The sequence below is a fragment of the Sediminibacterium sp. GW821-FHT12F12 genome (genome assembly GCF_058806635.1).
The window spans coordinates 117,925-139,673 of sequence record NZ_JBXAPW010000009.1; the positions used below are offsets into that span (position 1 = coordinate 117,925).

General features: G+C 39.1%; 17 protein-coding genes. 2 read left to right on the forward strand and 15 right to left on the reverse strand.

Annotation, left to right across the window (positions count from 1 at the left end; genetic code table 11):
• Window positions 1-8: 8 nt before the first annotated feature.
• Window positions 9-1,115, forward strand: coding sequence for a GumC domain-containing protein (locus AC1RNB_RS13390; RefSeq protein WP_493083551.1), 1,107 nt, complete (start codon window positions 9-11; stop codon window positions 1,113-1,115).
• Complete coding sequence (locus AC1RNB_RS13395; protein ID WP_493083553.1) at window positions 1,112-1,768, forward strand: class I SAM-dependent methyltransferase; 657 nt, start codon at window positions 1,112-1,114, stop codon at window positions 1,766-1,768. Before AC1RNB_RS13390 ends, AC1RNB_RS13395 begins: the two co-directional genes overlap by 4 nt.
• A gap of 197 nt (window positions 1,769-1,965) precedes the next feature.
• Here the strand turns inward: AC1RNB_RS13395 and AC1RNB_RS13400 are convergent, their stop codons facing one another.
• From AC1RNB_RS13400 to AC1RNB_RS13470, 15 genes are all read right to left on the reverse strand, one after another.
• On the reverse strand, window positions 1,966-3,603 hold the full coding sequence (locus tag AC1RNB_RS13400) for a capsule assembly Wzi family protein (RefSeq protein WP_493083555.1): 1,638 nt from the start codon (window positions 3,601-3,603) through the stop codon (window positions 1,966-1,968).
• A gap of 525 nt (window positions 3,604-4,128) precedes the next feature.
• Window positions 4,129-5,610, reverse strand: a complete 1,482-nt coding sequence (locus tag AC1RNB_RS13405; RefSeq protein ID WP_493083557.1) for a capsule assembly Wzi family protein — start codon at window positions 5,608-5,610, stop codon at window positions 4,129-4,131.
• Between the two features lie 1,028 nt (window positions 5,611-6,638).
• A complete protein-coding gene (locus AC1RNB_RS13410) occupies window positions 6,639-7,190 on the reverse strand; it encodes a sugar transferase (RefSeq protein ID WP_493083559.1) in 552 nt (183 codons plus the stop codon).
• Window positions 7,191-8,171: 981 nt separating this feature from the next.
• Window positions 8,172-10,127: a polysaccharide biosynthesis protein gene (locus AC1RNB_RS13415; RefSeq protein ID WP_493083561.1), complete on the reverse strand. Its 1,956-nt coding sequence runs from the start codon at window positions 10,125-10,127 to the stop codon at window positions 8,172-8,174.
• Between the two features lie 597 nt (window positions 10,128-10,724).
• Window positions 10,725-11,924 (reverse strand): UDP-N-acetylglucosamine 4,6-dehydratase, encoded by a 1,200-nt coding sequence (locus tag AC1RNB_RS13420; RefSeq protein WP_493083563.1) that lies wholly within the window; start codon window positions 11,922-11,924, stop codon window positions 10,725-10,727.
• A 70-nt stretch (window positions 11,925-11,994) separates the two neighbouring features.
• On the reverse strand, window positions 11,995-12,921 hold the full coding sequence (locus AC1RNB_RS13425; protein ID WP_493083565.1) for an NAD-dependent epimerase/dehydratase family protein: 927 nt from the start codon (window positions 12,919-12,921) through the stop codon (window positions 11,995-11,997).
• Window positions 12,911-14,044 (reverse strand): glycosyltransferase family 4 protein, encoded by a 1,134-nt coding sequence (locus tag AC1RNB_RS13430; RefSeq protein ID WP_493083567.1) that lies wholly within the window; start codon window positions 14,042-14,044, stop codon window positions 12,911-12,913. Before AC1RNB_RS13430 ends, AC1RNB_RS13425 begins: the two co-directional genes overlap by 11 nt.
• Window positions 14,031-14,822: a formyl transferase gene (locus tag AC1RNB_RS13435; protein ID WP_493083568.1), complete on the reverse strand. Its 792-nt coding sequence runs from the start codon at window positions 14,820-14,822 to the stop codon at window positions 14,031-14,033. Before AC1RNB_RS13435 ends, AC1RNB_RS13430 begins: the two co-directional genes overlap by 14 nt.
• A complete protein-coding gene (locus AC1RNB_RS13440) occupies window positions 14,803-15,795 on the reverse strand; it encodes a polysaccharide deacetylase family protein (protein WP_493083570.1) in 993 nt (330 codons plus the stop codon). The genes AC1RNB_RS13435 and AC1RNB_RS13440 overlap by 20 nt, the downstream gene beginning before the upstream one ends.
• Window positions 15,796-15,804: 9 nt before the next feature.
• Window positions 15,805-16,797 (reverse strand): SDR family oxidoreductase, encoded by a 993-nt coding sequence (locus AC1RNB_RS13445; protein ID WP_493083572.1) that lies wholly within the window; start codon window positions 16,795-16,797, stop codon window positions 15,805-15,807.
• Complete coding sequence (locus AC1RNB_RS13450; protein ID WP_493083574.1) at window positions 16,797-18,053, reverse strand: nucleotide sugar dehydrogenase; 1,257 nt, start codon at window positions 18,051-18,053, stop codon at window positions 16,797-16,799. The genes AC1RNB_RS13445 and AC1RNB_RS13450 overlap by 1 nt, the downstream gene beginning before the upstream one ends.
• 40 nt (window positions 18,054-18,093) lie before the next feature.
• Window positions 18,094-19,236: a glycosyltransferase gene (locus AC1RNB_RS13455; RefSeq protein WP_493083576.1), complete on the reverse strand. Its 1,143-nt coding sequence runs from the start codon at window positions 19,234-19,236 to the stop codon at window positions 18,094-18,096.
• Between the two features lie 11 nt (window positions 19,237-19,247).
• The gene (locus tag AC1RNB_RS13460; RefSeq protein ID WP_493083577.1) at window positions 19,248-20,099 is read right to left on the reverse strand and encodes an NAD-dependent epimerase/dehydratase family protein; all 852 of its coding nucleotides are present in this window, start codon (window positions 20,097-20,099) and stop codon (window positions 19,248-19,250) included.
• Window positions 20,092-20,808 (reverse strand): nucleotidyltransferase family protein, encoded by a 717-nt coding sequence (locus AC1RNB_RS13465; RefSeq protein ID WP_493083579.1) that lies wholly within the window; start codon window positions 20,806-20,808, stop codon window positions 20,092-20,094. The genes AC1RNB_RS13460 and AC1RNB_RS13465 overlap by 8 nt, the downstream gene beginning before the upstream one ends.
• A gap of 9 nt (window positions 20,809-20,817) precedes the next feature.
• Window positions 20,818-21,705 (reverse strand): glycosyltransferase family 2 protein, encoded by an 888-nt coding sequence (locus AC1RNB_RS13470; protein ID WP_493083581.1) that lies wholly within the window; start codon window positions 21,703-21,705, stop codon window positions 20,818-20,820.
• Between the last annotated feature and the right edge of the window lie 44 nt (window positions 21,706-21,749).

Sequence of the window (21,749 nt, forward strand, 5' to 3'; positions counted from 1 at the left end):
AACAAACCATGCAATACCCCGACAACAGCCATACACCAGAGCTTCCGGAAGATGAATTGTTTTCATTAAAGAATGAAAGCGAAAAATTCTTTGTTACGTTACGGTCTGCTTTACAATTCTGGCGCTGGATCTTATTATCTGCTATCCTGGGGATTGTCATCAGTGTAGCATACAGGTACTGGAAACCGGTTGCTTATTCAGCCCGGATCACTTTTGTGGTAGAAGACTCCAAAACATCAGGCACGGGTATTATGTCGGCACTTGCCGGACAGTTTGGTCTTGACCTGGGAAATGTAACCGGTGGTAGTGGTGTACTCTCGGGCGATAATATTCTGGCGCTGCTGAAAAGTCATAGTTTGATCAGGAAAACCTTGTTAACACCTGTCGACAGCAGTTCTACAAAATCGTTGGCCGATTTGTATGCAGAAACCTATCACTGGAAAGAGAAATGGAAAAACAGCTCTCGTATTAACCGGCAAATCGATTTTCCAGCAGATAAAAGGATGTTTACAAGACTGGAAGATAGCCTACTGCAGAAAATCACTGAAAACATACTCAAAAAAGAACTGGTAGTTGCCAAGATCGACCGTAAACTCAGTTTTATTGAAATGCAAACAACGATGCGTAATGAAACATTAAGCAGCTTGTTTTGTCAAAGATTATTAAAAACCGCTACTGGTTTTTATATTGAAACAAAAACCCAAAGACTCACCAAAAACATTCAACGGCTGCAGGCAAAAGCCGATAGCCTGGAACGTAACCTGAACCGAAAAACTTATTCAGCAGCCAATGCCAACAGGCTGTTGCTGGATGCGAACCCGGTTTTTGCAGCACCGGAAGTGTCTGCAGAAATTTCGGCCCGGGATAAATTTGTACAGAGTACCATCTATGCAGAGATCATCAAGAATCTTGAAATGAACAAAACGGCCCAGATCCAGGAAACCCCCACTATTCAGGTAGTTGATGCGCCTGAATTACCGTTGCCAGATACTCGTATTAAACTCGGATGGTCCATTTTGTATGGTGCTCTTTTCGGCTCTATACTTTGCATACTTTCCATCATGGTATTACAAAGATCCAACCGCAGAAAAAACACATACATATCAGCAGCATGAGTTTTCTGGACAAGTTAGCTAACAACAAAAATGAAGCCTCCCTATCGCACAAAATGCGCAGTAAGCGGTTTATGTTCTTTTTATCACTGATAAAAGATCTGCCCAGACCTCTCTCCATATTAGATATCGGTGGAACGGAAGAATTCTGGAAAGCTATGCGGTTTCATGAAGAAGGAATACATATCACCTTATTAAACCTGACAGAAGCCTCTATCAACAACCCGGATATGCAAAGCGTGGCCGGAGACGCAACCAACCTGCATATGTTTGCAGATCAGTCATTTGACCTGGTATTCTCCAATTCAGTTATTGAACACCTTTTTACCTGGGAGAACCAGCAAAAAATGGCGGCAGAAGTACAAAGGGTAAGCAACCGATTCTTTATACAAACCCCCAATTATTGGTTCCCCATAGAGCCCCATTGGGTATTTCCCTTATTTCAGTATCTACCTTTCTCTTTGCGTGTTTTTTTAACCCGAAATTTCTCGCTGGGCCATATACAAAAAAGCCTCTCCAAAAGAGAGGCTATAGAACAGGTAAGAGAGATCAGGCTTTTATCCTTACGGGAAATGAAACAACTATTCCCGGATGCGAATATCTATGCTGAAAAGTTTGTGGGGTTGGATAAGTCGTTTATTGCGTACAAGGTGTAGGTTTGGGGTTTGGAGTTTGGGGTTTGCCCATTGCCTATTCACCATTCACCACTCACAGCTCGCAGCTCATAGCTCGGGGCCTTTGGCGAATTGACAAGTCTCAACTCACCCCCGGCCCCTCTCTGCTGCGCAAAGAGGGGGGATTGAAACATTTATTGATCATTGCCCATTGCCTATTCACCACTCACTACTCACCCCTAAAACCGATACCGCGCACTAACCCTTGGTGCAAAATTCAACACCTCATTCCCTGGTTGAAAGAAATCAGTAGGATCTGTTTGAATCACCAGCCACTGGTAATTATAGGAACGGATGATGCCCAGTTGAGCGGAAACTAACAGGTTTTTGAACTGCCAATCCGCTTTAAATGTAGTAGACAGATCAATCCAATGCCTTCTGAAGTCTGTGATATAAGCAAAAGCGTAATAATAGTAATCGCTGTTATAACGAACCCGCTCAAACTGGATACCCAGTTTTTTCAATCCTTTTACCCAGGCTATTTCCACTGTCTGGCTATTACTGCCGGGCCCGATGCCTGCCCCAATAGGTCTTCCCAGATGGGTATAACCCTGGCGAACATTTTTATGTGTGTACCAACTATCCGGCGTCGCAATCAGTTCAGCCGTCGGCGCCTGCATTTGCGTTAATTCACCCATAAATTGAATATGCGCTCCATGGCTGGTCGTAAAAAGTTTTCTGAAACCCACCACATAAGCACGTCTGTAAGATTCTGTTTGCAGCATATTCCAGGGCATTAACGAAATATCTTTCCGTCCGAATTCCATATACAGCTCAGCCTGTTCAGCCGGCATTACATAGCGGGCAAACAGTGAACCCATGGAAGCTTTTTTACCATTCTTTTCTGTTTGGGTAATGGTTCGTCCGAAAAACCCTTGCAAAGGCAAAACATCCAGCGGATTGCTTATGTCAGAAGCATACAGGTACGAAGCTTTGGCTATGCCGAGGAATAAACCTTTTGTCCATTTGGGCTGCCAGGTCAGTACCAAACCACTTATATAGCGGCTTTTCTCCTCCTTTGGTACATACACAAAACTACCATTGTATACACTATTGATCCGAGGAGGCAGGATACCGGATGATTGCAGAAAACCTCCGATAATTTCCCCCTCAAACCGTCCAATACCCGTCTGAATAGGCCGCAAGGTTTTAATCGATGCATGCAAAAAACCCGGAGTATTGGTACTCATGATAAGGGCATTACGCGAACCCGGCCCCCACCACATATTTTCGGTAGAAATACCATAAGAAACAGAACGGGTATTATACCGGATATACGACTGTCCGGCAAACAATTTTGTATAAGCACCCTCTCCAAATTGACCCGGTATATCACTGGAATTCCAGAACTGGTAACGGTCTGCCCAGGCGCGTTCATTTAACTGAAGAGGGAAACCTTCGAAGTTTTTATTGGCTGCATTTACAAATTCCGGCGCCAGCTGTATTTCTACATGTTTTCCAAAGGAGGCATGTACACCAGCTGAAATCATTGTCTGGAGTCCTTTTGCCGGCAACATCGAACCCAGATTCCATTCATAGGGTGCCATCGAATTATATTGTTCCACAAAACTGACTGGTAACCATTGAACAACTGTGCTACCTTTTGAAAATAGTGATTTCGATTTCATCATAAGTGCAGCATCCAGGTCAGCCAATCTCACCTGGTTGGCATCTACCATCAGTGAGTTAGCCGGTTTTGCCGAATCAATCAATTGTCGGTTCCGGAAAGCCTCCTTTAACCTATCGTCTGAAATAGTTTGAGCGCTGCTCTGTAGGAAAATCAGGCTGAAAAGGAAAAGAAGAGACTTATGTTTCATGGGAGGATATAAAGTATATAGGTAATTACGATAAATGGGCAAATGGTGCCTATTTCAAAACGCAAACATCTAAATGATGCCCCGCAAAAAATCACAAACAATAACCTATTACAACAACACAAACAAAGAAGGGTGCGCTGTCCCGCCAGCGGCGGGAAAAACGCGCGGAGTCACGCCGCTGGCGTGATTTGCCGTGATTTTTCTTTGTTACTTTCTTTGCACGTGTCCAGCCGAAGGCAGGATCAAGGCAAAGAAAGTAAATAGAGACTACGAACATCAACAACTAAATGATGCCCCGCAAAAAATCACAAATAATCATCAATTACAACATTACAAATAAAGAAGGGCGCGCTGGCACGGCAAAATGCGCGGAGCGATCATGTTTGCCTTGACTTTTTTTGTTACTTTTTTGTGTCAAGACAAAAAAGTAAATAGAGATCCCGCAGTTGGGACATTAAATGATGCCGCGCAAAAGAATTACTACTCCTAATCGATTACCACTAAAAAAAATCAAAGGTTCCTATTTCACTTAATCCGATACCCCACACTTAACCTGCTATGCAGGTTTAATTTGTTTATGCCCTTCTCCCACAGATAATTAGTTGAATTGATAAATTCAATGTTCAAGCCAATTACCATTTGTTGATAGGTCCACTGAGATTGAGCACCGAATCCAAGATCAACCCATTTGTTTGCATGTGTGTTAGGATCCCTCTCTAATCTTTCAATCAGAAATCCTAGTCTGCGGCCTCCTTTTACCCAGGTAGCCATGGCACTCTGCACGTTAGTACCAAAACCCGCTCCAGCTCCCATTATCTGGTTTTGGTAAGTATACCCTTCGCTGATTTGACCATGCACATACCAGTTTCCGGCAGGACGAACAATCCTATCTGGCGACTCACTCATTTGTGTCAGCTCAAATCCAAGTTCAAGCCTTGCTGTATCCCGGAGTGATACTATTTTTTTAAGCCCTACCGTATACGCTGCCGAGTGGGTAGGACTCATTAAGTAGTCGCGGGTATTGGCTCCATAATCATTAAAACCATATTCTGCATAAAACTCGGTTCCCGCTTTAGGTAGTACCCAACGTAAGAAAAAGGACGCCAGTTGGTCCCGGTAAAGGGTATCATCAAATAGATTGTTCTTTTTCTGGATGGCCAGGGCCAGCACGGGTACATATTTCTCAAAAGCATTCAACTGAGCTGAATTATTATACGATGTATAGGATTGAACAGCTCTTGTGAACCCTACAAAAAGTCCGGGTACCCATTTGGGGTGGTAACTCAATACCATTCCATTATAATACCTCGATTTACCAATGATCTGATTGGGTACCAGGTTTTGATTCTCGTAAGGCAAAGCATCCACAGATCCTAGCTCTCCGCCAATGATTTGCCATTCAAAACTACCAATAGGTGTACGTACCGGTTGACGGGTGCGAAAGAATACATGGCCAAATCCGGGAGCATTATTGCTCATCAATAAAGCACTTCTGTAGCCTGGGCCCCACCAGAGATTCTCTGATGATACTCCGACAGCGACAGGTCCCATATTCAACCGAATACTCGACTGGCCGGGATACAGTTTCTGAAAAGATTGGCCCCCACTCCCATATTGGCTATTCGAAGCGTAGGCAGGATTAGCAGCATATACAAATTCTGGTTTCAACTGAACTTCCAATACGCCATATCGGGCATACATTCCTGCGCTTACCAGTGCCTGATACCCTTTTGCTGCAATCATTGCCCCATCATTCCAGCCGTAGGGGTGATGGCTATTGTATTGCTGTGTAAGGGTTACCGGTAAAACAGCGAACTGCGGCTTTTTCCAATCGGCTTTATGCACCTGCCCCAGTGGCCGAACAGTAAACGATACCAATGAGTCATAATTACCCTGTAATTGTTTGCTGCGCAATATTTCCTCTTCTACCGAACCAACCTGGGTAGTTTGGGCACTAAGAGCAATGGTTAGGGTGAGGGAGAATATGATGAGAAGAAGTTTATGCATAAGGGGTCTTTAGTCTTTGGTCTTTGGTCTCCCGCTTTCAGCGGGATCTTCGCTTCGCTACGATTTGGCTTGTTAGGAGTAGGAAGGGTAAGCAGTTTTTTTTAGAATATTTGGCATTGGGCTGTTGTCATTTGGCGCATTAGCGCACCTGCCTATCGGCAGGCAAGTTGGCTAATTTGTGGTAATCGATTAACTAGTAGTTAGATAGTGTATTTATCGGTATTATCACTGGGCTTTTAGCATTCACTTTTTGGCGCATTGGCAGGTTAGCGCATTGGCGCGTTGGGTTACTGGGCAGGGTGTTGGGTATTATTGTTTCCAACTAGCTTATTTTGGAGATTCCCGGTATTTAACTTTGGAACACATACCTTCTGATGCGAGCAGGATCAAAACATTCACTCATTCACTCATTATGTTTTCACCGCTGAGTCGCAGAGATCGGGGAGTTTACGCAGAGGAGTTCACTATACTTCCTCATTCATTAGTCCCTTATCTGGCAGGATTATCGTGCCTTTTTTAGTCCAGTCTAAGCAGTGGATAGAGTCCTTAGGCATCAACAAACTCCAGATGCTGCTAAAGCACCCCACAGAACAAAATCGATTATCAGGACTTACCAAAGAAGAGTGCGTGGCACGGCAACACGCGCGGAGTCCCGCCATTGGCGGGATGGTTGCCTTTACTTTTTTTGTTACTTTCTTTGCACCTGTCCCGCTGAAAGCAGGACTTGTCCCGCCAAAGGCAGGATCAAGACAAAAAAGTAAATAGAGATCCTGAACATCAGCAACCTCCAGCTGCTGTTAAAAAATACACAGAATAAAATTGGTTACCGAAACTTATCAAAGAAAGTGAATAGTGAATTTTAAAGCCAAAGTGAAAATCTTGCAAAGTAGTCTCCCAACCGCATGCCGCAGGCAGGCGTTCCAAAAAGCGTACCTGCCTGCCGGCAGGCAGGTACGCCAATGCGCTAATGCGCCAACACGCCAAATCGTAGCGAAGCGAAGATCCCGCTCCGCGGGAGACCAAAAACCCTAATGACTCACCCCCTTACTAAACAAAACATTCGTAAACGTCCTAACCAATATTGTGCAATCAAAAAGAAAAGATTTCCGTTGCAAATATTCCTTTTCCAGCTGAACTTTTTGTTCAATGGATATCTCATCCCTCCCATTAATTTGAGCCCACCCCGTAATCCCCGGCTTCAATTTATCTACCCCGGCAGCTACACGCAAGGCCATTAAATCATCCTGGTTATATAAGGCCGGGCGTGGACCAACAAACACCATTTCGCCTTTCATGATATTAATCAAGTTAGGCAATTCATCCAAACTCAGCCTGCGCAAAAGTCCTCCGGACTGTAATAAGTATTGAGCAGGGTTAGTAAGCAAATGTGTCGCTACATTAGGTGTATTTTTCTTCATACTACGAAACTTGTAGATCTGAAAAAATGAGTAATTAACTCCTACGCGTTTTTGTGTAAAGAAAATGGGGAATCCGTCTTCTATCAGGATGAATAGGGCTACTATCAGGAATATCGGTGAGAGGATAAGCAGGAGTATCAGGGCGAAGAAGCGGGTTAGCATTTGGTCTTTAGTCTTTGGTCTTTGGCAGATTTAGAATAGTTGGGTAAGCAGTTGCTTCGCGTTTAGATCGATGGCAATGGGCGTATTGGTGTTTTGGCGCGTTGGCGCGTTGGCGTATTGGCGCGTTGGCGTATTAGCGCACCTGCCGGCAGGCAGGCAGGTTGGCTAATTTTTGATAATTAATAAACTAGTAGTTAACTAGTTTATTATCTGTATTATCACTGGGTTTTCAGCATGCACTCATTCAGTCATTGTTTCTGGTGCATCGGGCTTTGAGCCGCTAGTATCCAGCCCCGGTCCCCGCCGCTTCTCTTCACTGATGCAACTTCCAGATGCTGTTAAAGCAACCAACAGCACAAAGTCGATTACCAAAACTTATCAAAGAAGAGTGCGTGGCACGGCAACAAGCACGGAGTCACGCCGCTGTTTTGCCTTGATGTTTCTTTGCCGACCGGTAAGTAGATTACTTTCTTTACACCTGTCCAGCTAAAAGCAGAAGGCAAAAGAAAGCAAATAGAGATTCCGAACAAGGACAATTAAATGATGCCGCGTAAAAAATCCATAAATAGTAATCAATTACAACAACACAAATAAAGAAAGGCGCGCTGGCAAGGCAAAATGCGCGGAGCGTTCATGTTTGCCTTGATTTTTCTTTGTTACTTTCTTTGTATCAAGACAAAGAAAGTAAGTAGAGGTTAAGAAGTTCCGTAATCTCCAGATGCTGTTAAAAATAAACAGCATAATATCTCCTCTACAAATTCAAGAAAGAAAGTGAAACACTTCAGTTTGAGCTATCCGCTCTCGTCGAAAGATTTCTCTCCTCTTTCGCGGGTTCGAAATGACGGGGGCAAAAGACAATGATAGGTTGATAAAATGAGTAATGCTTACATCCGATTCGACTGCTGCAGGCAGGCGTACAAAAGCCAACCTGCCTGCCGGCAGGCAGGTGCGCCAAATGCCAATGCGCTAATGCGCCCCTCCCTAACTCACTTTCGAAATCGAAACCACACTAGCAACGGATTCCTTTTTATCCAAACTCTCAAACACAGAATTATTACTCACAAATTCAGGAACCAGTTCCTTCATTTTTGCCACCATAGCCATAGAACCCTGCTTCTGACGGGCCAGTTCAATCAGTTCTTCAAAATGGCACTGGAGATCCTCCAGGTGATGCCGCACTTTGGCTATCATGATCTTTTCGTGGTAAGTGGGTAAAGTATTTTCAGAATCTGTCAGGAGCTCTTCGTATAATTTTTCACCCGGACGTAACCCGGAATATTTGATATCAATATCAATACCGGGCACCAGGCCATAGAGACGGATCATTTTTTTGGCCAGTTCAACAATGGGAACGGGTTTGCCCATATCAAAAACAAAGATTTCACCTCCTTTACCCATCGATCCTGCTTCTAATACTAGTTGGCAGGCTTCGGGGATTGTCATAAAAAAACGGGTAATATTGGGATGGGTTACGGTAACCGGACCTCCTTTTTCAATCTGGTCTTTAAAACGGATGATCACCGAACCATTAGATCCCAATACGTTGCCAAAACGGGTGGTGATAAATTTGGTTACTTCCTGTTTAGCCAGTTGGTTGCCGTTAGATGTTGGCTCCGGATGGTTTACTTTATAGTGCAATTGCTGTACATAGGCTTCCGCCAGTCGTTTAGAAGCACCCATTACATTGGTGGGGTTCACGGCTTTATCGGTAGAAACCATTACAAATCTTTGTACATGGTGTTTAATGGATAGGTCCGCGATAATTTTCGTACCCAGTACATTGGTCAGGATGGCTTCTGTGGGGCAGAGTTCCATCATGGGCACATGTTTATATGCGGCGGCATGGTACACATAATGGGGTTCAAACAAATGAAAGAGTTCCTCCATGCGTTTTTCATTCCGAACATCTCCCAGAAAAGAAACACAATTCGTTGCCGTTTTCAAATCCTGGAGTTCCAACTCCAACTGGTGCAGGGGTGTCTCTGCCTGGTCGCAAAGCACAATGGTCTGCGGATTGAATTTTAAAAGCTGGCGTACAATTTCACTGCCGATAGATCCTGCTGCGCCAGTAACCAGTATTCGTTTGTTGCTGATCTGGCTGGCAATTTCTTCGTTATTGATACGAATAGGCTCACGTTCCAGTAAGTTTTCAATTTTGATCGCCTGTAACTGCCGGGCGGAAAACTGTCCATTAATCCATTTGTCTAATGGGGGTACATTCAATACTTTGATATCATGATCCAGACAAAAATCTACTAAGTCATTCTTTTTGCTGGGAACCAGGGTAAATGCGGCAATAATAATCTCGTCAATTTTCTGTGCCAGCGACAAGGTTTGTAAATCAGCTGTATGATGGATCCGGATCCCATCCACTACTTTCCCCACTTTCCGGGTATCATCATCTACAAAAGCCACAATATTTACATTCGAAGTAGTATCATGTTCCAACACCCGTTTGGTGGCAAAACCGGCTTCACCTGCTCCGTAAATAATTACATTTTTGCGATCCATTTTATAGTTACGCAGGTAACTAAACGCATATTTAATCAATACCCGGTAAGCTATCAGGAATAAAAAGCTGAACAGGGCATAAATAATCAGGGTTACGTTCGAAAATACCAAGGCCCCGCCTGAATTGGCTGCAACCAAACTGATAAAGAAAAGTACACAGGTAGTCATTACTGTGGCATAACAGATCCGCAGCGCATCCTGTACCCCTGTATACCGGATAATGCCGGCATAGGTTCTGAAATTGATGAATACAATGGAATTGATCAGCACCAAAATCAATAGGTTACCGCTCAGATCACGCATATTAATCGCCTCAATACTCAGGTTTACCCGTATCAGATAAGCGAAAATCAGCGCAAAACAGCAGATCCCCAGATCAATCATAAAGATGATCCACCTAGGAACAATGTTTATCTTTTTAAACATAACAAATGATCTGAGTGAGGTCAATAAGCAGTAAATAGTCGTTACCTGCTTTCAAATCGGAGTTTAAAGATAGTATATATTGTAAGAAATCCAAATAAACATCCTATCCTAAATAATGGATTACAAGGCTTATATGCTATAAGAAGCCCAAGATAATGGTATAATTTGACCGTATAAATACTAGAAAACCGAGTATAAATGTTAACGGACAAAGAATTTGTATATATAACCAGTGCCACCTAAAACGATTATTCTGACAAATAAAACAACCATCTGGTAAACAGACATTGCGACATAGCGATTAGACAAATAATAGTTGACAAAATTTACAATAAAATATGTATTCTCAAGAGGCAATAAATGGAAAGAATCCTCAGCATAGTACTTCTATGCAAGATTGGTTAACTACGATAAATTTCTTTAGTACAAATACAATAAATCGCTTCATCTAGGTAGCTTCTTTGAGGAATATGTTTTGCCAAATGTAAGATGAAATGGAAAGAAGGATACAAAATATATTTAATGTGTATATACTATATAACCTAAAGAAAAATAGTAAATTTAAACTTATAAAGCATTGAAATGAATCAAGATTTTTTACATTTTTTTATCAAGACTTTTGCCCGTTTCTATGTGTGAAAATTCAGGAATGTACTTGCATAAAAAACTCACAATATGATCCTTAGTAGTATCGTCATTCTTGAAGAGATTCTTTAATTCATCAAGTATACAATTGATCTGAGAAATATTATAGGAAACTGTTTTGCTGATTACACCTAAGGAATGAAATTTTTCCAAATTGTAGTTTTCATTGTCAGTATAAAACTCTTCATACAATTTCTCCCCGTTGGTATCTGTTTTAAAAAGATATACAGGATATTTTTTTTTGTTAATTAATTCAATACAGCGTTTAGCTTCTTCCTCCGAATTACATATATAAGGTTCGTAACCAAAAGAATTTAAAAGAGGTGTAAAAATATCAGCAAAATTTATGAGATCATTTTGCATATCAAGTTTTGGAAAAAAAATCTCTGCAGTTTTTCCAAGTATACATGCCAACAAACAAATTTCTCCGGATTCTTGCGGTGAAACAAAGAAGCGTGTAACATCTGAAGGGCAGGCTAATGGTTGATTTTTCTCAATTCGTTTCAGAAATCCGTCAAGCAAACTACCATTCGAGAAAGCTACATTAGCAAATCTGGCAGTAGAAATTTTAAAATTGCTTGCATAAGATAAAATCAGTTCTTCCATCATTTTTTTACTCGCCCCCATAATATTAACCGGGTTTGCTGCTTTATCTGTTGACACACAGAAAAAATGATTTGGTTTATGGTGAACAAGTAAATCAAGTAGATTTTTGGCCTTTATTAAATTATTCTCAAGCAATGCTTCAATGGAAAAAATATCCTTTTCACTTCGTACATGTTTATGTGCTGCAAAATTTGCTACAATTTGAAATGGACCAAGCGCAACGAATAATTTATTAAAAGCGTTATTATCGAAAGATAGAGGATATGTATAAAACTCAACTGGTATATATTGCTCATTTGTACTCCTGAGATCACGCACCAATTCTGTAAGACCATTCTCGTTTATATCTACGACTACCAGCTTAGCAGGCCTGAATTTTAATGCTGCCTTGATAAAAGAAGAACCAATGGTTCCGGCCCCCCCGATCACCAGAATACTTTTCCCTTTTATTTGCGAAGACAATTCCAAATGATTGTCAGCTAAGTCCTTGCTAAACATACTTTCACTTCGATGCAGAAAATCAAGTATAAATCTATTAGTATCCATATTAAAATTATTAATGTGATTGCATGAGTCAACTCAAGAATATTGTTCTCTTGATAGGAGAATCTCAAATTTAAAAATTACTACATTTATTCCGCCCTTTGTCAAAAGAACGAATAGTAATACGCAAACCATCTTCGGTCGAAACAGGAAAAGGTTTTCCCAATGCAGCGCGAATTTTATCATTGCTTACGACAAAATTTACTGTGAGTTTATTTAGCCGCTCTGTATTGAATGGAAGGTGCAATTTGTCTCCAACCTGGGCCAGTTTAGTGATTAACTTTTTATTAATTCGAAGTAAAAAAATCTTTTTTGATAACACCTCGGAAAAAAGTGCCATTAGCTGGTTGGTCGAGATGGGTAGATCATCGGATATCTGGTATATTGCAGGTTCAATATCTTCCCGTCTTAATAATTGCTCTATCACGAAACAAAGATTATGGACACTTAAGAAAGAACGTTTGTTTTCAAAAGCTGCCAAAGGATAAGGAATCCCCAAGCGGGTAATTTTATAAAGTAAATTAAGGTTCCCCTTATTCCCCGGCCCATGAATCATGCAGGGTCGAAGTATATATACCCGCTTACCGGATGGCATTTCCTTACTCTGCAGATATTGCTCAGCTAATAATTTACTTTTCCCATACTCAGATTGAGGAGATGGTTCGTGATTCTCTGTAAGAACTCCTTCAACAGAATCGGCAACTGCCTTTATCGAACTTATAAAGATAAATATCTTTGAATCTGACAAAAGAAATTTATCAAATAATTTTTTTGTGAGTTCAGTGTTAACTGTGTAATAATCTTTTGGATTTTTTTTACTTTTTAGGTCATGTGCTATTCCTGCCAAATGTATTACTGCAAATGGAATATCCGAAACTAAGAGTTCTTCACGTTTTCTAAAACTTAGAGTTTGACAAATAAACCCACTTTCTTCAAGATACGGTTTTAAATTCATGCCTACGAATCCTCCCGCGCCTGTAATCAGTACCTCATTTTGCATAAAATTCGAATGTCGTTTTGATTACATGAGACAAAGACATTTCCCGGAGCATTTTTTTTCTAGACTCTTGCCCCATATGTAATCTTAGATCAGAATCGTTTGCCAGCATCTTAATTCGTTCAGCCAAAATCTGATAGTCACCTATAGGAACCTTAAATCCATTAATCCCTTCGTCAACACATTCACGACATCCAATGGCTTCGGTTGTAATGATAGGACATCCAACAGACATAGCTTCCACGAGAGATTTGGGCAGACCTTCACGATATGAGGGAAGGCATACTATATCAGCATCATGATATATTTCCGTGATATTTGTCTGATGCCCTAACCACGTAATATAAGTTCCATCACATAACTCATTTACTGTGTCAGCAGAAATAGCAGCGGGATTGAATTCATCTATTCCCCCAACCAATATAAACCTAAGCCTGTTTGCAAATTCATCTTTTAATACGTTTGCTGCATTAATAAATTCAAAAACACCTTTGTCTTTCAGCATTCTTGCCACCAGTACAACTTTTAACTCTCCTGAATTATGTTTTTGCTTTTCTTTTAAACAAAACTTTGTTTCATCAACTCCTGCGCCTTTAATAATGACATGATTTTTATCATTGAGGAAACCCATTTTTTTATATACCTGTAAATCATCAGGATTTTGAAAAATAAATTTTGACTTTTTATCATAATAAGCAAACTGCAAAAGTAAAGTCAACAATATTTTACTTACTGATCTCCGGCCTGCAGTAAAAGTATATCCAAGTCCACTTACCGCATTGATGATTTGTGCCCGCTTTTGATTTCTTTTAGCGGCCAGTGTTCCATAGATGGAAGGCTTTAATGTGACATGGTGTATGATATCAGGCTTGACTTCTCTATATATTCTTGTGAGTTGATTTATGAGCTTAAGTTCTTTAAGAGGATTTTTACCAGCTCGTTCAAAATCCATATCATAGCATATGATACCGAGCTTACGAAATTTATGAAATTCGCCTGTATTTTTTGTAATAAGATAAACTATAAATCCTCTTTGTAAAGCTTCTATAGCAAGTGGCAATCTATGTGAAACAAAAAACCAATCAACGTTAACCACATATATTATTTTTTCTCTATTTTGATCCATGAAATAATCTATAATATAAATATTCAAAAAAACCTGGATGATACCATTGCTTTGAGAATCTGTGCTTGGTAAGCACTATGGGATTTATTTCCCGCCCTTCGCTGTAATCTTTCAGAAAATTCTTTAAGAGTACAATTCCCTCATACAGCTGTAATAGCGGGTAAGTTGTGAAATTATCAACTGGCTCTCGTTGTATAATTGATTGTGAGATAATATTTCCAGTATCTACACCCTTATCTACATAATGTAAGGTTACACCTGCCATGCCTGGCTCATTATTTGCATAAGCCCAGTACGCACCGTGAACACCCCGGTATTCTGGAGTTATACCGGCATGAAGATTAACAATTGTTGCCGTTGTACTATTTAATAATTTTTTTGAAAGAATTCTTGTGCCATTAACTAAAATAATATCGGGTAAGATTTTTTTAATTAGTTCTATTGTTTCCGCAGCATTGGCTGATGGCACACGTACAATCTTTGTTTCATCAATAGGAAGATTACATAGATTCTTTTGCATCAGCAAGAATTTGCTTCGTTTACCGCTTAGTAATGCCAGAAGTTTATTTATGATTAAAATAAACAAAAGTTGATCAATAATTCTAAGTAAGCCAACCTTCTTATATCGCTGTTTCAAAAAAAGTGATGTTTTGACTCTATCCTCAATAATGACATGACTGATAGGAAATGCTTCATTCACAGCATGATACAGCATGGAGGTAGATGATCCGCCGGAAGCAAGTAGTAAAATTTTTATGTTATTGTGAGCTGACTGCATGTGCAATTTCTTCCATATTAAAACTTCTCATTCCAAATCGTTGTTCTAATAGCTTATAATATTCAAGTAATTCCTTTAATTGAGCCAGATTTTCACTAGGCTCAGCACCAAAATTATGTGGGTGCCACCACAAGTGAAATAAACCACCCGATTTTGCTGCTGCTAGCATCGATTTTTTATATCGTTGCAATTTTAAGTATTCCAGAAGTCTTCCATTCGTTCGGTAAGGACGAAAGAAAAAACTAGCAGGTACATTAACCAATCCGTTTTCATCAATACAAATTTTATTATAAATATTTCTTCCCGTTATATTGACATAAGAATCAGCAAATCTCATTGACCGTATGAAGAGGTTCAAGTTTTTTTGACCCCTTGGCTTTTGTAAGAAATTATTTTCATTGCCGCGATAAGCCAGAATACCCTCTTCCCGGCAAATATTTAAATAAGGTTTGCTATACTGGTTGCGCGGGAAAATTATTGATTGAACTTTAACTCCAAATTGTTGGGCCTTTTCAATCGCCATTTTGAGATCTGCACGAAAATTCTCAATAGTTTGTCCTTCTTCAAGACAATAGTAATGTGAAAAAGTATGGGTTCCAATTTCTTGACCAGGAGTTGACTTTATTTGAGCAATCAAGTGAAGCCCTGAATAATAAGTAGGAAAATTTATAGGGTTTATGGTATTAATATGCGAGTAGGCAGAATATTGATTATTAATATACTTTGGTTTTTCTGTCGGCATGTCCTGTTTCAATTCAGCGAGTTCTTCATAATAAAGACAGCCTACAGCAGCCCATGTACAATGTATACCATATTGTCTAAATAAATGTAATAGCTCCGGAATCAAATTATGAACACCTTTGATATTATTTCCATAAGTATCAATTGTTCTTTTGTCAAAAACACCCCACATTAATTCAAAATCAAGGGATATAACAAAAGCTGATGTACTTAGTGGCTTAAATCGTATCATTCAAGATAATTATTGATCCCTATTTGACATGAAATAAGAAACTGTTTTCTGAATACCTGCTGCAAAAAGCACTTCTGGTTCATACCCTATAACATTTCTTGCTTTACTAATATCTGCCAAACTGTGCTTTACGTCACCTTGTCGAGAATCACGAAAAACTGGCTTAATATCCGTACCCATTACTTCATTAATTGAATTAACTAAGTCAATTAATGAAGTACGTCCACCACATGCAATATTTAGAACAGTATGCTCCGTAATATCTTCTTTAAGTAAACTTTTAATGTTAGCTTGAACCACATTAGATACAAAGGTGAAATCTCTGGAATTATCGCCAATACCATTTATAGTTGGCGGGATATTATTAATCATACTCTTAATAAATAAAGGGATTACTGCAGCATAAGCACCTTCAGGATTTTGCTTAGGCCCAAATACATTAAAGTATCGCATTCCAACCGTATGAAACCCATACACAAGTGAAAATACGTGAGCATATAATTCGTTCACATATTTCGTAACTGCATAAGGTGAAAGTGGCAACCCTATTACGCCTTCCCTTTTTGGCATTTCTTTACTATCACCATAAGTTGAAGATGAGGCAGCATACACTAATCTTTTCACCCCGCTTTCTTTCGCTGCTGCTAATATATTAAGAAACCCAGATACATTTACCTCATTCGAGGTAATTGGATCATTGATAGAACGTGGCACCGAACCTAGCGCTGCCTGGTGTGAAACATAATCTATGCCCTGCACAGCCGAAAAACAAGTCTCATATAGTCTGATATCTCCTTTGATAAATTCTACTTGAGGAAGATTAATGAATTCTTCAATATTGCTAAGATTACCAGTAGATAAATTATCCAGAATACGTATTTTTCCAGCATTATGTTGTACCAAATATTCAACCAAATTTGAGCCGATAAATCCCGCTCCTCCAGTTACCAGAAAACTATAACTAGAGAGGTCTTTGGAATGGTAATTATTGAATGTATTCATTATAGTCTTCCGTTTACTTTAGCTTTTTGAAGTATCCCTTTAACATCATAACATATAAGTGAACTATTAAGTTCTAATTCTTTGAATTGGTCATGTCCCACAGCTACCAAAACACCTTCGTAAATATCCATATTATCAATATGGTCTATCATGTTGATATTATACTCATGTTTTACTTCTTCTTTATCTGCCCAAGTATCATAAACATCTACTTGTACTTCATAACTTTTTAACTCATTTAGTATATCTATAACACGGCTATTACGAATATCGGGGCAATTTTCCTTGAAAGTTATTCCAAGCACCAATACTTTTGCATTTTTTATTTTAACATCATTTCGTATTAAGAGTTTGATAAATTGTCCCGCTACATACGATCCCATACTATCGTTTAAACGGCGTCCAGCCAGAATAATTTCTGGATGATAACCGATTTCCTTTGCCTTATGTGCCAGATAGAATGGATCTACGCCTATACAATGTCCACCTACAAGTCCGGGTTTGAAATTCAAAAAATTCCACTTAGTAGAAGCAGCCTCGAGCACCTCGGCAGTGTCGATGTTTAAGAGATTGAAAATTTTGGCCAACTCATTTACAAAAGCAATATTGATATCACGTTGAGCATTCTCTATCACTTTGGCAGCTTCAGCTACTTTTATACTTGTGGCAGCAAAAGTGCCAGCTTCAATGATAGTTTTATATAATTCATCTACGATGAGCGAAGTTTCAGAATTAGAACCTGAAGTTATTTTTTTGATTTTAGTAAGTGTATGATGTTTATCGCCAGGATTAATTCTTTCAGGTGAGTAGCCGCAGCTAAATTCAACATTATATTTTAGCCCTGACCATTTTTCGAGTAGTGGCACACAGATTTCTTCTGTTACGCCCGGATACACCGTTGACTCATAAATAACTATATCTCCACATTTAAGATACTTTGCCAATAATCTTGTGGCATTTTCTACGGGCGCAAGGTTCGGATTATTATACTGATCTACAGGAGTAGGAACGGTTACAATATAGACATTTGAATCAGCAATTTTATCCTCTTCATAAGTAACCAAAAGATCAGTGGCCTTCTCCAGTGTCTCTTTATCTATCTCAAGAGTTTTATCTATTCCATTTCGCAAACTATTAACACGTTCCATGCTGATATCAAAGCCTATTGTTTGATAATATTTGGAAAAAGCCACTGCCAGTGGCAGACCCACATATCCCAACCCAATAATACAAACTTTATGATTTTTTTTATTCATATTTTACAATTTTCTATTTATCAACACAGGCTTAATTTTTTTATAACTCCGTTAAAAGAGATTTCCATGTAGTACAATAAGATTCTACCATACGTTCCATACTATATTTTTCAATAATAACTTGACGACACCTTTTTCTTCTTATTTCCCATGATTTTTTGTCCTCTGTAGCTACTATCGCTAGCATTATTGCATTTGCTAATGCTGCTGAATCAGAGCTGGGTACTACCCACCCTAGTTCTCCAACAATCTGCCTAGAATCACCTACATCTGTCACAACACATGGTGTTTCACATGCCATTGATTCGGCTACAACATTGGGAAAAGCTTCGCCGATACTGGATAGTACATATATGTCTATTGCACTCATTATTGATGAGATATGATCAATAACACCGAGCAGAAACAACCTGTTATTGCCATCGTTTGTAATTGTAATCAATTTGGCTAACTCTTGATTATTATTATCAATTTCTCTACCTGCCAAAAAACAATATGTATCGGGATACTTTTCACTTACTATAGCAAACGCCTTAAGTAGATTCTGATGATCCTTCTGTGGATTCCACCTTGCAAGGCATCCTATTAAAATGGCATCCTTTGGAATACCCCATTGATTTCTTAATAGGTTCCTCGCTCCTTCATTTCTAACTAGTTCGTTAAGATTATACCCCAACGGAATAGTACAAAACTTGGATATATCGTACCCTATTTTCTTATGAACAGGATTTGCAGCATGAGAACAGGAAATAATTTTTTTAGGGACCAGATATGACAACAATGCACACGCTGAAGCAGTCCAACGTGTAGATTTGCCTGCTACATCAGGGTCAAGATTAAAATGAACAATTCCCCAGCATATATTAGGAAAACCTGCTAACCTTGCAACAATACCTCCAATCAAATCTGCATGATACATCCACGTTTGTACAATATCAGGTTTAATCTGCTTAAGTAGTCGCCATAATTTTCCAACTGCTTTTATAGACAGCCTGCCTCGCTGCATACCTAGCATATGTACTTCTATATCTTCATTTGCCAATTGCTCCCCATATACACCCATATCAACCATTGAAATCACAACATGGATTGTATTGATGTCCTTTTTGTATGTTACCAGTCTGAATAACGCGCTCTCTGCGCCCCCTTGTGTTAATCCAGTAATTATATGCAGAATTTTCATTATCCTAATGCTTATACGCTTCGAATTCCAGAAATTATTTTTTTGATGCCATCTTCAAGGGTCCATTGTGGCGACCATCCTAATATTTTTATTGCTTTTGAAATATCAGCTTTTGTATCTAAGATCTCACCCAGACGCTTTTCATTAGATGATATCACAGGCAAATTAGTTCCTGCTATCCGTTGAATTATTTCAATGAGAGTGTTCACTGAGTAACTAACCCCACTACCAATATTAAATATATGAGACCCTTCAAGTGAAACTGATTGGTAAATAGCATTGACCAAATCTTCAATATAAATATAATCACGTTTAGGCTTTAAATCCTTGACGCTAATAGTTCGTCCTATGATAACCTGTTCAATAATCATAGGAATAATAAACTTTCTTGATTGATGAGGGCCATATACATTAAACGGGCGTAAAATAATTACACTAACTCCGAAATTATCAGAGTAAAAAGTACAACACTCCTCTGCCATTTTCTTAGATAATCCGTAGGGATTATTTACAAATAAAGGATCACTTTCATTAATCGGAAGCTGTATCGGATTACCATAGAGGTAAGAGCTAAGGTATATCAGCTTTGCCTGATATTTTCGACAATACTCAAGACAACAGATAGTTCCGCTTAAATTGGTATTGATGAATCCCAAAGGATCATTCCAACTGTCTGGCACATACGTGCGACTAGCTAAATGCACCACAATATCTACTTTTGGAAGGCTTTGCCACATCATAGTATCAGCGATATCTCCATTCTGACTGCTGATTCCAAATACTGTATGCCCTAAACTAGAAAATAGAAGTGTAACGTGTTTACCAATGAAGCCAGTGGCTCCAGTAACCAAAATCTTAGCCATTTATAAATAAATCTTTCTTGCTTTCAAATTCATCAATTGCCTGCATATAATCATCAGGTCGCCCTATATCTAACCAATAACCATTATACAATTCAACATTCACGGGATATTGAGCCTTGAGCATATCTAACATTAGTTGATCGAAACCATAAGCAAGCTGTTCTGGAATAAACGACAAAACCTTTTTACTAACCATATATATTCCCATGCTCACCTCATACGACGTTCTGGGTTTTTCACGAAATCCTGTAAGTTGTTTATTGTCATTTATATCTAAAACACCATAGTCTATTAGCTGCTCACGTTTGTAAGATGAGATTGTGAAAAGAGATTTATTCTTTGCATGTTTATCAAAGAACCTACTGAATGAGATGTCTGTAAGAACATCACCGTTCATAACAAGAAAATTATCTGGTAAATCATCAATTAATTTTAAAGGCCCCATTGTACCCAAAGGCTCATCCTCCAATGAATAATCAATGGCTACATTCCACTTAGTTCCGTCTCCGAAAAAAGCCTTAATCAATTCATACTGGTGATTTACCGATAGCGTAATACGGACAAAGCCATGATGTACAAGTTGTCTTATAATAACCTCCAATATTGGCCATTCACCAATGGGCATTAGTGGTTTAGGTAATACAACAGTATATGGACGAAGCCGCGTACCTTTTCCTCCTGCAAGAATTACTGCATGTTTATTATTCATAATCTATAATTATTTTTTAAACTTTCGTTCTATAAGTAATAAATGATAAATTATTAAAAAGAAAATTACACGAATTCTGCTTTTTCCTGTAAATACTGCATGTCGCATCATTATACGAGAATATGAAAATAATATTTTGAACAATGATTTAAGACCAGTACTCTTACTTGACGAGTTATCCAGGAGAACGATTGCGCAGGGACAATGAAAAAGTTTAATTCCTTTATTGCGTAAAATGGCAGATTGAAAAAGATCTTCTGCATAAGCTTTGCCCTTGTATGGATAATAATTATAAGTAACCAAATTTTCACGGGCATGTAGGGTACAACCTCCAGGAAGCCAATCGACTTCATAAGGTAGTGTTGCCACTCTTGAAAATCCCATATTTATTCCTGCTTTGCTTATTCTTCCAGGTTGATAACCATCTTTCCCGTTTATGATCCAAAACATAAAACGATACATCCAGCTCGATGTTTCAATTGGTTGAGACATATAGTCCGACATCTGTCCTGTTTTATCATCCAACAGACTGGGAGCAACAGATATATCCTTCCGATCACCCATAAACGAAACAAGATTCTGTAAGCATGATTGGTCTACTTTAAGGTCATCATCTACTTGTAATACAAATGGATACTTTACTAAAGAAAATCCATATGCCCTTTGTGCTACTTGCCCTGCGAAACTCGTCTTAATAACCTTAACATTCGGAAAAGAAAAACCAATTACTCTGTCAGCATAGGATTCCGGTATACATACAAGTATCTCAGAAGGTATCATTGAACCTGAATTAAGGTGCTGAATAGTACTTGCTAAAGAAGCACCCCCGAGAGTGGGAATTACTACTGACAATCTATTTTCATCCAAACCATTGTGATTAGCATTTTCTTGATTCATATAAATATATAATTGACCATTACTCTACACAATAAACTATTAGT